The following is a 12,693-nucleotide window of genomic DNA, read 5'->3' as shown; positions in this document are numbered from 1 at the left end:
GATCCCTCATATCCCCAGCATTGGCTGAAACAGACGCACGATCCAGCTCTTGAATTTGAGCGGGGCTTCTGTGACGGCAAGGCAGATGCAATCGGCATCGTTTGTGGCGACCGGCTGATGGGTCAGGCTGCCATCGGCGATCTCTATATCGCCGCGGGCGAACGTTCCGTCCTCATCGGCAAAGGCGCCGGAAAGAACCAGCGTCATTTCCATGCCGCGATGGGTGTGTTCTGGCACCGGCTTGCCGGCCGGAATGCGCAGGAGGCGCGCTACCGCGCGGCCATCGCGGGTGGGGATGATGAACTGGGCGGCGCCGGGCATGGACTTCCAGCGGATGGCATCGACGTCCGAGCCGACATAGGAGCGCAAGGGTTCGGGCAGGACAGGCGCCGATCCGCCGGAGGTGCCGCGACGCGCCGGTTTCGCCGCGGGCAAGGACGCGTTGGAGATGCGGGCCCTAAGCGCCTGCCAGCCGCCATCTTGACCGGAGGCCGGTTCGATGGTGTCGAGCAGTTCGCCGCCCGCACCCTCGATCATGGCATAGCGCTCACGGCACTCGGGGCAGATGGCCAGATGGGTGGCGACGGCAAGCGAAAAGCCCTCGGCGAGCGTACCGGCGGCATGATCGAGCAGGACATCTTCCTCAAGGTGGTGGACGATGCTCATGAGCGATCCTCCAGCGCGGCGCGCAGCTTGGCAAAGGCCAGACGGATGCGGGATTTGACGGTGCCCAGCGGCAGGCCGAGTCTTTCGGAGATCGAGCCGTGGGAAGCCTCTTCGAAAAACGAGAGCTTGAGAAGCTCAAGCTGTTCGGGAGGAAGCGTTTGCATGGCGCGATGGAGACGGTCGGCATCCTCGTTCATGTCGAATGCCGCGTCGGCGGGCTTGACCTCGGCGGGAACGAAGGCGGGATCGTTGGGGTCGAAATCGGGGCGGTTTGCCTTGCGCCAGTGGTCGATGCGCTGGTTGCGCGCGATCGTGAAAATCCATGTCGAGACGTTGCCCTTGTCGGGGCTGTACTGGGCGGCCTTGTTCCAGACCGCCACCATTGTTTCCTGCATCAATTCCTCGGCGAGCTGCCCGTCGCGGGAAAGCTTGGCCATATAGGCGCGCACCCGGGGACCGTAATAGCGGAACAGCTCTTCAAAAGCGGCGACGTCGCGCGACGTGGCGACTGCGAAAAGTTTCTGGCGCATCACGATATTGAGCGCCTTTTTGTCACTGGGGTCGACAGCCATCTTGCCGGTACGCGCAATTCCTCTGGGGGTCGGACGCACAGCATACTCTCGCTGTGCCGCCAAGGGTCCCGAAGTTTGGCACGAGGCCGGATCGATTGAAAGGACTGTCGTCATGCACCGATCTACGGCAACGCAAAGGGTGCGGATCACAGCGCGGAAAAGAAAAATTACGCATCGTGTGCATCCGATTTGGGGTCTGGCCCGTACCTTAGTGCAAAGCAACCAAGGACAAACCGACCCATGTATCTCGATGCTGGCCCCAAGGGACCGAAAGGCACCAGGCGTATTGCCGTGATCGGAAGCGGTATTTCAGGACTTTCGGCAGCCTGGTTGATGAGCCAGACACATGACGTGACGCTCTATGAAGCCGACTCCCGGATCGGGGGGCACTCCAATACGGTGGATGTGGACTATGATGGCAAGACGATCCCGGTCGATACGGGGTTCATTGTCTATAATGAAGCCAATTATCCCAATCTCGTCGCCATGTTCGAGCATCTGGGTGTTCCGACGTCGTGGTCCTGGATGTCGTTTGGTGCTTCGATCGATGGTGGTGCGTTTGAATATTGCTCGGACCCGCTGGGGTTGATCGGGCAGAAATCGAACGTAGTGCGTCCGCGCTTCTGGCGCATGCTGTTCGATGTCGTAAAGTTTTCCCGCTCCCACCGGGAAATCCTCGCCGATGGCAGCCTTGCGCAGGTCGGGTTGGCCGACTACCTGGCAGAGAACGGCTATTCGGAGAGCTATATCCAGGATCATATCCTGCCCATGGCCGCGGCGATCTGGTCGTCCTCGGCCGCCGATATCCGCAAGTATCCTGTTCAGGCCTTCGTGCGGTTCTTCCTCAATCATGGCCTGCTCGATCTTTACAACCGTCCGCTGTGGCGAACTGTCGAGGGCGGCAGCCGCGAGTATGTTTCGCGTCTGGTGGCAGAGTTTAAGGGAACGGTCAGGCTTTCGACGCCTGTTGGCCGGATCGAGCGCCATTCGGGCGTGGTGACGATAACCGATGCGTGCGGACACAAGGACATCTTTACCGATGTTCTTATCGCGACCCATGCGGACCAGGCACTGGCCATGCTGGCTGAACCCGACCACGAAGAGAGGCGGGTTCTAGGCGCGTTCGAATACACCCACAACAAGGCTGTGCTGCACACGGACAGACGCCTGATGCCAAAGCGCAAATCGGTATGGTCGAGCTGGAACTATATCGGGGAGCGCGAATGGGACGGGGACAGCCCGCTATGCGTTACCTATTGGATGAACAAGCTCCAGAATATCGACAAGAAACACCCCCTGTTCGTGACGCTCAATCCCAGCCGGGACATCGATCCGGCGACGATTTTCAGATCCTTTGACTACACCCACCCCCTGTTCGACCAGAAAGCGATGGCGGCTCAGAAAGAGCTTTGGCGCTTGCAGGGGCGCGGCGGTGTCTGGTTTGCGGGCGCGCATTTCGGCTCGGGGTTCCACGAGGACGGGTTGCAGGCCGGTCTTGCCGCGGCCGAAGATATGGCGGGCGTTCAACGTCCCTGGTCGGTGGAGAACGCTTCGGGCCGTATCCATATCAACAGCGAAAGAGTGGCCGCTGAATGAGTGATGGCGCGATCTATGCCGGAGACGTTGTGCATGTGCGGCACAGGCCGCGCGCGCATAGGCTCCGCTATCGCGTTTTTTCGCTGCTGCTCGATCTGGACAGGCTCGAGGCGCTGGACAAAAAGCTCAAGCTTTTTTCATACAATCGGTTCGGGGTGTTCAGCTTTCGCGACGCCGATCATGGCGACGGAGAGGCGGGCGGATTGCGGCGCTGGGCCGAGCGGCTGCTTGCCGACGCTGGGATCGCGGGCGAAGACCTCAAGATCGAGATGCTCTGTTATCCGCGCATTTTCGGATATGTCTTTAACCCGATAACCGTCTATTTCTGCTCCGATGCTCAGGGGATGCGGGCTATCCTTTATGAGGTGTGCAACACGTTTTACGAGCGGCACACCTATGTGATCCCGGTGAGCGGGCACGTCGAAGGTGCGGTGCGCCAATCATGTGCCAAGGAACTTTACGTTTCGCCCTTCGTGCCCATGCAGGCGCAATACGATTTCAAGATCACGCCACCGAGCGACAAGGTTCAGATCGCCATTAATGAAAGCGACAATGAAGGGGCGCTGCTCTATGCGGCGTTTACCGGCAGGCGCGAGGAACTGAGCGAGAAGAGCCTGGCGCGTGCGCTGCTGCGCTATCCGCTGATGACGCTGAAAATCATGGGTGGCATCCACTGGGAAGCGCTCAAGCTCTGGCTCAAGGGCAACCCCGTATTCATGCACGAAAAGGGGCACGAGAAGATCTCCCATTCAGTGATCGGAACCGCGCCGGCCGAATAGGCATCAGCGGTGCTCATCGATCCATCACCAATCGGCGTTTTGAGCGAAGCCGTGCTTCCATTAAGCTTGATGCAAATCGACCCTTGAAGGTCGAACATCACGCAAAGAGGAAACATTCATGTCCCATGCCGACATTCTTTCAGCCGCTATGCTGGATGCCGCCGATCTGACGGGCGGGTCGCTCAAGGTGCATTCACCTGTCGATGGCGCGCTGATCGGGGAGGTTGCGACCCATTCGCGCGCAGATGTCGAAAAGATGATCGGTACGGCCAAATCGGCATTTGCCGACTGGAAGCTGGTGCCGGCGCCGCGCCGGGGGGAATTGATCCGGCTGTTCGGCGAGGAATTGCGCAACGCCAAGGATGCTCTGGGCAGGCTGGTGTCCCTTGAGGCTGGCAAGATTTTCCAGGAGGGGTTGGGGGAAGTCCAGGAGATGATCGACATCTGCGATCTGGCGGTGGGCCAGTCGCGACAATTGTTCGGGCTGACTATTGCCTCGGAACGTCCCGGTCATTCGATGCGCGAGACCTGGCATCCACTCGGTGTCGTTGGAGTGATCTCGGCGTTCAATTTCCCCGTTGCGGTGTTTGCCTGGAATTTTGCGCTGGCGACGGTGTGCGGCAATACCACGATCTGGAAACCTTCGGAAAAGACGCCGCTGACGGCTTTGGCGGTCAAGAAGATTTTCGAGAGGGCCGCGGCCCGGTTCGGTGATGCGCCCGAAGGATTGCTGCAGGTGGCGATCGGCGGCGCGGATGTGGGCGAGGCGTTGACGGCTTCGAAAGACGTGCCGCTGATTTCGGCGACCGGATCGACGCGGATGGGGCGGATCGTTGGACCAAGGGTCGCCGAGCGGTTCGGCAAGACCATTCTGGAACTGGGAGGCAACAACGCGATGATCGTGGCGCCTTCGGCTGACCTCGACAATGCGGTGCGGGCCATCGTCTTCTCGGCGGTTGGGACCTGCGGGCAGCGCTGCACCAGCCTTAGGCGGCTGATCGTACACGAGGATATCCGCGACCAACTTGTCGAAAAGCTCAAGGGTGTTTACGGCAAGCTGCCGATTGGCAACCCCCTGGAGCCAGGTGTTCTTGTTGGACCGATGATCGACAAGGCCGCTTTTGACGGCATGCAGCACGCGCTGGAAAAAGCGAAGGCCGAAGGCGGCAGGGTGACCGGTGGGGAGCGTGTGGACGCTGTCGAAGGTGGGCATTATGTGCGGCCGGCGATCGTCGAGATGGTCGAGCAGACAGCCATCGTCAAACACGAGACCTTCGCGCCGATCCTTTATGTCCTGACCTACAGGACGCTCGATGAGGCGATTGCGCTGCAGAACGATGTGCCGCAGGGGCTTTCGAGCTGCATCTTTTCGACCGATGTGCGCGAGACCGAGACCTTCCTTTCGGCGGCGGGATCCGATTGCGGTATCGCCAATGTCAATATCGGGCCCTCGGGGGCCGAGATCGGCGGGGCATTTGGCGGGGAAAAGGAAACCGGCGGCGGACGCGAGAGCGGGTCGGATGCCTGGAAAGCCTATATGCGGCGCCAGACCAACACGGTCAATTATTCGCGCGAACTGCCGCTGGCTCAGGGTATCAAGTTCGATATCTAGGCGCCGTTTTGTCCCGATTCCCGCAAGGCCCGGTTAACCGTCGGTGGTATCGGTCTCCAGGGAATCGGGGGAAAAACAGATTTCGTTAATCTCTGGGTCTTCACACTCTCTCGTGCGGGACGGCCGCAAGGTCGCCCGAACGGGGGAACACGATCCGGGATTGCAGAATGCACGACGGACGAAAAGCCGGTGGATTTCCGTCCACCAATCCGAGCCGGCTCGATTTCATTGAGCTGACGATCGCGCGCACCGACCGAGCGATTCTGATTTCCGACGCCGAGGGGCGTCCGTGCTATCTCAATCCTGCTTTCGAGACCCTGTTCGGCTATGGGCTCGATGATTTTGCCGGACGGGCACCGTGGTCGCTTCTGGCCGGTCCGATGAGCGACGAGCGGTTGCATCGGCTGGCGCGCAGCCGCGATGCGGACGGAGCGGCATTCTACGACGATCTGCTATTGCACACGCGGGCGGGCGATCCGGTCTGGGTGTCGGCCAAACTCGATCCGGTGCATGATGGGCAGGGGCGTTTTACCCATCTGGTCGCCATGCTCTCGGACATCACGCAATCCAAGCGGCTGCAGGTGCTTCAGCGCGACCTGCTCAATGCGCTGGGCCGTGACATGCCGCTTGCCGAATTCATGGAGCACATCTGCGAGCAGGTGCAGGCGCTTGCACCCGATACAATCTGTTCGATCCTGCGGGTGGATGAAAACCAGAGGTTGCGGCCGTTGGCGGCGCCCAGCCTGCCCAACGCGGTGGCAGAAAATATCGACGGGATCGCAATCGGGCCAAGGGCCGGCAGTTGCGGCACCGCCGCCTGGCGAGGTGAGCCGGTGGTGGTCGAAGATATCCAAACCGATCCGCTGTGGGCCGATTTCAAGCATCTGGTCCTGCCCCTGGGGCTAAGGGCTTGCTGGTCCTATCCCATGGTTCTGCGCAATGGGCGTGTTGCGGGAACGTTTGCCTTTTATTTCCCGGAACGCCGGCCGCCCAGTGCCTGGCATTTGCGGCTTGTGGAGACGTGCCTGAACCTGTGCGTGATGGCCATCGAACGGCATGAGGCGCGGACCCAGATCCGACGGCTCGCCTATTATGATACGCTGACGGGCCTGCCCAACCGCGTGCTTATGCGCCAACGGGTCGAACAGACCCTGGCCGGCGATCCGCAGCGCAAGAAATCGCTGGCCTGCCTGTGGCTCGATCTCGACAGGTTCAAGGACATCAACGAAGCATACGGCCTGCCCGTTGGCGATATGCTGCTCGAGGCCGTGAGCCAGCGGTTGCTCGATCGTGCCTCGTCGTCGGACATGGTGGCCCGGATGAGTGCGGATGCCTTCATCATGCTGCTGGACGATTGCCGCGCGGGTGAAGCCGCCGCCGCGGCGCAGGGCTTGCTGGCCAGTCTCAAGGAGCCTTTCGAGGTGAGCGGAACGGCGATATCGCTCTCGGGGACCATCGGGATCGCGCTCTATCCGGGGGACGCCACCGATGTCGAAATGCTTCTCAACAATTGCGAGACGGCGATGTTCGAAGCCAAGGCGGCGGGGCGGGCGAACTACCACTTCTTCTCCCCGGAGATGAACGTGGCCAACCGCGACCGGCTCGAACTGGGCGCCGCTTTGCGCGAGGCACTGGCGGGTGGGCAACTCTCGCTTGCCTTCCAGCCGCAGATCGACCGCAACAGCGAGGGCCTTTACGGCGTGGAAGCTCTTGCGCGGTGGACACATCCCCGATTGGGTCCGGTCGGCCCCGACCGGTTCATCCCCGTGGCCGAGCAGATCGGGATGATCGAGGATATCGGGCTCTGGGCGTTGCGCGCGGCCTGTGCCCAACTGGCGCAATGGCGTGCGGCGGGCCGGAACGTCCCGACGATTTCGGTCAACATCTCGGCCAAGCAGTTCCGTGATGGTGCGTTTTGCCAACAGGTCGGTGAAACGCTGGCCGCCTATGGGCTGGAGCCGTCCGACCTGACCATCGAGATTACCGAAAGCCTGATGCTCGACCAGACTTCCGCAGTGTCGGCCAACACCGACACGCTCAGTGAAATGGGCGTCAACCTGTCCATGGACGATTTCGGAACCGGGTATTCGTCGCTGTCGCTCATTGCACGCCTTCCGGTCAATGAACTCAAGATCGACAGGGCGTTCATCGACCGGCTGGAAAGCGATGCCGGAGCCCAGGCCGTTGCCACGGCGGTGATCTGCATTGGCCAGAGCCTCAACATGCGGGTGGTCGCCGAGGGCGTGGAAACCGACGCCCAGCGCCGCTTCCTCGATGCGCTCGGATGCGATGCCCAGCAGGGCTATCTTTATTCGCGGCCGCTCACCGCCCAGGCAATGGATGAATGGTTCGATGCGAGGGCAGGGCGGTCTGGGGCCAGTCGGCGGCGGGCCTGATCAGGCCGTTTCGCCCTCCGAAGGCCCGCTGCGCAGCCGGTCGTCTGCAAGCTGGCGGATTTCCGTCAGCTCGGCAATCGTGGTTTCGAGATCGGCCATCTGGGCGCGCAACAGCTCGAGGCGCTCGTCGACCTTTTCGATCAGGAGCTTGACCTGGGCGGTTCGGGTGCCGTCGGCGTCGTAGAGGCTGAGATATTCTGAAATATCGCGCAGCGTGAAGCCCAGGCGCTTGCCGCGCAGAATGAGGATCAGCCGTGCCCGGTCCCGCCGTCGGAACACGCGCGTCGACCCCAGCCGGTCGGGCTTCAAAAGCCCCTTGGTTTCATAAAAGCGTATCGCGCGGGTGGAAATGCCGAACTCGTTTGCCAGATCGGCAATGGCGAACAGGTCGCGCTTATCGGCATCGTGCTTGTTCAAAACTCTATCTCCCGGCCTTTACGTTGTTCTCGTAATCCTCGCGCAGATCTTTCTTGGACAGCTTGCCGATCATGGTCTTGGGCAATTCGTCGCGAAAAATGATCTCTCTTGGCATTTCGAGCTTGGAAAGGCGCTCTTCGAGAAAGGACTTCAGGGCCCCCTCGGTGACTGACTGCTCATCCTTGAGCTTGACATAAGCGACGGGCACCTCTCCGCGATACTCGTCCTTTACCCCGATCACGTTGGTCTCGTCCACGGCGGGGTGATGGTAGATCGCATCTTCGATGACACGCGGATAAACGTTAAAGCCCGAAGAGATGATGAGATCCTTTATGCGGTCGACGAGAAAGACATAGCCGTCCTCGTCGAGATATCCGACATCGGCGGTGCGCAAATATCCATTGGCGGTGAAGACGGCTTTGGTGGCTTCCTCGTCGTTGAAATAGCCGAGCATGACCTGGGGACCCTTGAGCACGAGCTCTCCGCGCTCGCCCTGGGGCACTTCGCGCTCCGGATCGTCGAGATCGACAAAGCGCAGGTCGGTGGCAGGGAGCGGCAGGCCGATGGAGCCTGGTTTCGAGGGCACCCGCAGCGCAGCGCAGGTGACGACGGGGGAGGCTTCGGTCAAGCCGTACCCTTCGGCCAGAATAGCGTCCGATTTTTTGGCGAAGGCCTCGCGGGTTTCGCCAGGCAGGCCCGCGCCGCCCGAAATCGCAACTTCGAGAGGCGCAAGGATTTCGGCGGTCGCGGTATCCTTTGTGGCCAGGGCGTGCAACAGCGTCGGGACGGCAGGCAGGATATTGGGTCTGGTGCGTTTCATGAGGGACAGAAAGGCCTTCATTTCGAAGCGCGGAAGCATGACGACCTGGGCGCCCGAGCACAATGGAACGTTCATGCATACGGTCATCGCAAAAATATGGAAGAATGGCAGGACCGCGACGACCTTGGATGGAGGGTAGAACAGCCCGCAGCCCCATTTGTCGATCTGGCTCATATTGGCGGCGATATTGGCGTGGCTGAGCATGGCACCTTTTGGAGTGCCCGTAGTGCCCCCTGTATATTGCTGGACGGCAACGTCCTTTTCGGGGTCGATCCGGACCGGTGCGGGGGTCTTGCCGCGGGTCATGAGCTCCTCGAAGGATATAACGGACTGCGCGGCCGCAGACGTTGCCGGCTTGACGATATCTTTGCCCTTGAGCACCGAGAACAGGATCTTTTTCAACCCTGGCAGCGCATCGGGAAAATGGGCGACGACGAGCTTTTTGACATGGCCCTTTTCCACCAGCTTTTCCGCCTTGGGGAATGTGGCCTTGAGATCGAGGGTGACGAGGACAGTCGCACCGGAATTGGAAACGATGTGGCTGAGCTCATCCAGGGAATACAGGGGGTTGCAATTGACCACAGTGGCGCCGATGCGCAGCACGGCAAAATAGGCAATGACGTAGAACGGGGTGTTGGGCATGAGCAGCGCGACGCGGTCTCCCTTTGCCACCCCGAGCTCGGATTGGAGCGCTCCAGCCAGCGCGTTGACCTTCTCTCCCAGCCGCCGGAACGAGGTGGTGGCCCCCATGAAATCGAGCGCTACGGCATCGCCCATTTTGGCGCAGGAGGCCAAGAGCTGCTCATGGACCGGGGTGATGTCGATGGGCACATCCCATTCGATACCTTCGGGATAGGCGGTTATCCAGGGATGTGGGGCGCTGACTGGTTTGTTCATGTTCTCTCCTCCAGCGGATCTTGTGTCCGCACTGCCGTCGAAAATTATGTCACGTGATGACGTTAACGTCAAACGATGCACGTAGGGCAAGAAACCTTACCTATTTTAGGCTTCCTGGCCTTTGGTCCGAACGCAAATGATACGATGGTCGCTCAATTTCTGTCATCTTGAAACGAATCCATGGCGAGAGCGTTCCGCATCATGGCATGGTTTGCCGGGACGCTTTCCGGGCGAGCGATGCGTTGTATATTACCTTACAGGCAATAGATTGACGTTTACGTTCACAGGTGTATTCTAAATTTGATTTTTCGGCGCGCCGAGTAATTGGCGCGAGGAACCCTGAATTCGGTTCGGACTGAATTTTGGGGCTCCGGTGTCGATAGTTCGTGGTGTTCGGCAAACACCGAACTGCCGCAGGTCAGGGGAGGCCAGCTTATGGTTTTGGCACTAGTCGTTCTCAGCGTTGTCGCGTTTTTCGTTCTTGCGATCCGCCAGTCGCCGCTTTGGCAGTGGGCGCTGGCGGCTGCGGTCATCGGTGTGCTCGCCATGCTGCGGCCCGATGAAGGGCTTGCCCTTTCGACAAGCATTGCGGGGTGGATACTGGTCCTGTTGCCGGCGGTGGTTCTGGGATTGCTGGCGATTGGACCCGTTCGGCAACTGGTTCTGACCGGTCCGGCCTACAAAATGGTCAAATCCATCCTTCCGCGCATCTCACGGACAGAACAGGAAGCGCTTGACGCGGGAACTGTCGGCTGGGACGCCGAAATTTTCGCCGGTCGTCCCGACTGGAACAGGCTGCTCGACATTCGCAAGCCTGACCTGACCGATGAGGAGCAGGAGTTTCTCGACGGGCCTTGCGAAGAGGTCTGTGCGATGATCGATGATTGGGATACACGCCACAATCGCATGGATATGTCCCCCGAGGTCTGGCAGTTCCTTAAGGACAAGGGCTTTTTGGGCATGCTTATCGGCAAGGAGCATGGCGGCCTTGGTTTTTCCGCGCAGGCCCAGAGCCAGGTGGTTTCCAAGATAGGCTCGCGCTCGATTGCCGCGGGGATCACCGTGATGGTGCCCAATTCGCTCGGGCCGGGCGAACTGCTCGAAAAATACGGCACGCCCGAACAGCAGGGCAAATATCTCCATCGTCTCGCCAAGGGCGAGGAAGTGCCGTGCTTTGCGCTGACCGGTGCCCATGCGGGATCGGACGCGGCGGGCATGCGCGATGTGGGCGTGGTGACTTATGGCGAATATGAAGGCAGGCAGGTTCTGGGCGTGCGTCTGAGCTGGGACAAGCGCTATATCACCCTTGCCCCGGTGGCGACGCTGCTGGGCGTGGCGTTCAATCTCTATGACCCCGACAATCATCTGGGGAAGGGCGAGGACATTGGCATCACGCTGGCGCTGGTCCCCGCCGACTATCCGGGCGTTGTCATCGGGCGGCGGCATTTGCCGGCGCGCTCGGCCTTCATGAACGGACCGACATCGGGCAAGGACGTTTTCGTGCCCATGGAATTTCTGATCGGCGGTACCGAATATGCGGGGCAAGGCTGGCGCATGCTCATGGAATGCCTTGCGACGGGCCGCGCCATTTCGCTGCCCGCCATCGGTACGGTTTCGATCAAGGCGGCACTGCGCACGACATCGGCCTATGCGCGGATCCGCCGCCAGTTCGGCATTTCCATCGGCATGATGGAAGGGGTCGGCGAGGGCATGGCGAGGCTGGTCAAATCGGCCTACCAGTTCGAGGCCGCGCGGGCCATGACCGCGGCGATTGTCGATGACGGGCAAAAGCCGGCGGTGATTTCGGCGGCGCTCAAATACCGCACGACGGAGGAAATGCGCGGGCGGGTCGACGACGCCATGGATATCCATGGCGGGCGCGCCATACAGGACGGGCCGTCCAACTATCTGTTTGCGGGCTATCAGACCATTCCAGTGGCAATCACCGTGGAAGGTGCAAACATCCTGACGCGGACGCTGATTACCTTTGCGCAAGGCGCGCTGCGGGCGCACCCCTATCTGCTCAAGGAAGTGCAATCGGCGCAAAACCCCGACAAGCGCCAGGGGCTCAAGGACTTCGATGCGGCGTTTTCGGGTCATATCGGGTTCATGCTGCGCAATATGACCGCTTCGTGGTGGCATAATTTGACCTTCGGGCGGTTTGCCTCGAGCCCGGTCGAGCACGAACTCAAGGGCTGGTATCGCGCGCTGCATCGCTATTGCCAGAGCTTTGCACTGGCGGGCGACTGGACGGTGGCCTTTCTGGGCGGCGATCTGAAACGCAAGCAGATGCTGTCGGGCCGCATGGCGGACGTGTTCTCCGATCTTTACCTGCTTTCGAGTGCACTCAAGCGCTATGAAGATGACGGCCGGATGCCTGAGGATATTGCGGTGATCAACGCGATAGCCCGCGACAGGATCGCCGGAATCGAAAAGGGGCTCGGGGAAGTCATCGATAATTTCCCCAACCCGTTCCTCAAATTCGCGCTTGGCGCCCTGATCTTTCCGCTTGGACGCCGCGCACGGCCGTCGCGTGACCGGGACAATTACCGGCTCGCGCGTTCGGTCCTGGGCCAGTCGGCGTTTCGTGACAGGCTGACACGCGGGGTCTATCTCTCCTTCGATCCGGCCGATCGAACGGGGATGCTCGAAGACGCCCTGATCAAGGTTGAGGCGGCAGCCGAGATCGAAAAGAAATTCTTCCGGGCCATCAAGAAGGGCGAAATAGATCGGCGTCTGGATCGCGACGCCATCGAGGATGCGGTTGCAAAGGGTATCCTGACGGCAGAGGAGGCGCAGATCATGCGGGTGGCCGACGAAGCCACCGACAGGGTCATAAAGGTTGACGATTTCGCGCCGGACGCGTTGGCCCGGTCCTCCGTCAAACCGGAAGGCGACTATACAGCGGCCGCCGAATAGGCGGTTGCGGAACCTGTTG

General features: G+C 60.6%; 9 protein-coding genes. 5 read left to right on the top strand and 4 right to left on the bottom strand.

Annotated elements, in window-relative coordinates:
* Window positions 1–6 precede the first annotated feature (6 nt).
* The gene (locus KKY_RS12330) at window positions 7–666 is read right to left on the bottom strand and encodes a ChrR family anti-sigma-E factor (RefSeq protein ID WP_014131691.1); all 660 of its coding nucleotides are present in this window, start codon (window positions 664–666) and stop codon (window positions 7–9) included.
* Window positions 663–1,238 (bottom strand): sigma-70 family RNA polymerase sigma factor, encoded by a 576-nt coding sequence (locus tag KKY_RS12325; RefSeq protein WP_014131690.1) that lies wholly within the window; start codon window positions 1,236–1,238, stop codon window positions 663–665. The genes KKY_RS12330 and KKY_RS12325 overlap by 4 nt, the downstream gene beginning before the upstream one ends.
* A 240-nt stretch (window positions 1,239–1,478) precedes the next feature.
* Between KKY_RS12325 and KKY_RS12320 the strand changes: the two genes are divergently transcribed.
* From KKY_RS12320 to KKY_RS12305, 4 genes are all read left to right on the top strand, one after another.
* A complete protein-coding gene (locus tag KKY_RS12320) occupies window positions 1,479–2,834 on the top strand; it encodes an NAD(P)/FAD-dependent oxidoreductase (RefSeq protein WP_014131689.1) in 1,356 nt (451 codons plus the stop codon).
* Window positions 2,831–3,613 carry a DUF1365 domain-containing protein gene (locus tag KKY_RS12315; RefSeq protein WP_014131688.1) on the top strand — a complete coding sequence of 261 codons (783 nt, stop codon included), beginning with the start codon at window positions 2,831–2,833 and terminating at the stop codon, window positions 3,611–3,613. Before KKY_RS12320 ends, KKY_RS12315 begins: the two co-directional genes overlap by 4 nt.
* Before the next feature lie 118 nt (window positions 3,614–3,731).
* Window positions 3,732–5,225 (top strand): L-piperidine-6-carboxylate dehydrogenase, encoded by a 1,494-nt coding sequence (amaB, locus tag KKY_RS12310; protein ID WP_014131687.1) that lies wholly within the window; start codon window positions 3,732–3,734, stop codon window positions 5,223–5,225.
* Window positions 5,226–5,392: 167 nt separating this feature from the next.
* A complete protein-coding gene (locus tag KKY_RS12305; protein WP_014131686.1) occupies window positions 5,393–7,621 on the top strand; it encodes an EAL domain-containing protein in 2,229 nt (742 codons plus the stop codon).
* On the opposite strand, the gene KKY_RS12300 is transcribed toward KKY_RS12305, so the two are convergent.
* Complete coding sequence (locus tag KKY_RS12300; RefSeq protein ID WP_014131685.1) at window positions 7,622–8,038, bottom strand: MerR family transcriptional regulator; 417 nt, start codon at window positions 8,036–8,038, stop codon at window positions 7,622–7,624.
* 4 nt (window positions 8,039–8,042) lie between these two features.
* Window positions 8,043–9,755 carry a long-chain-fatty-acid--CoA ligase gene (locus KKY_RS12295; protein WP_014131684.1) on the bottom strand — a complete coding sequence of 571 codons (1,713 nt, stop codon included), beginning with the start codon at window positions 9,753–9,755 and terminating at the stop codon, window positions 8,043–8,045.
* A 435-nt stretch (window positions 9,756–10,190) separates the two neighbouring features.
* Here KKY_RS12295 and KKY_RS12290 point away from each other — a divergent pair, with 435 nt between their 5' ends.
* Window positions 10,191–12,674 carry an acyl-CoA dehydrogenase gene (locus tag KKY_RS12290; protein WP_014131683.1) on the top strand — a complete coding sequence of 828 codons (2,484 nt, stop codon included), beginning with the start codon at window positions 10,191–10,193 and terminating at the stop codon, window positions 12,672–12,674.
* Window positions 12,675–12,693 lie beyond the last annotated feature (19 nt).

The sequence above is a fragment of the Pelagibacterium halotolerans B2 genome, assembly GCF_000230555.1.
GTDB lineage: Bacteria > Pseudomonadota > Alphaproteobacteria > Rhizobiales > Devosiaceae > Pelagibacterium > Pelagibacterium halotolerans.
Note: the sequence above shows the minus strand (reverse complement) of the source record. Positions and strands in the feature narration are given on the sequence as shown.

Coding starts and splice junctions, on each gene's coding strand:
- KKY_RS12330 (WP_014131691.1), bottom strand. CDS start 666: ATGAGCATCGTCCACCACCTTGAGGAAGATGTCCTGCTCGATCATGCC.
- KKY_RS12325 (WP_014131690.1), bottom strand. CDS start 1,238: ATGGCTGTCGACCCCAGTGACAAAAAGGCGCTCAATATCGTGATGCGC.
- KKY_RS12320 (WP_014131689.1), top strand. CDS start 1,479: ATGTATCTCGATGCTGGCCCCAAGGGACCGAAAGGCACCAGGCGTATT.
- KKY_RS12315 (WP_014131688.1), top strand. CDS start 2,831: ATGAGTGATGGCGCGATCTATGCCGGAGACGTTGTGCATGTGCGGCAC.
- amaB (WP_014131687.1), top strand. CDS start 3,732: ATGTCCCATGCCGACATTCTTTCAGCCGCTATGCTGGATGCCGCCGAT.
- KKY_RS12305 (WP_014131686.1), top strand. CDS start 5,393: ATGCACGACGGACGAAAAGCCGGTGGATTTCCGTCCACCAATCCGAGC.
- KKY_RS12295 (WP_014131684.1), bottom strand. CDS start 9,755: ATGAACAAACCAGTCAGCGCCCCACATCCCTGGATAACCGCCTATCCC.
- KKY_RS12290 (WP_014131683.1), top strand. CDS start 10,191: ATGGTTTTGGCACTAGTCGTTCTCAGCGTTGTCGCGTTTTTCGTTCTT.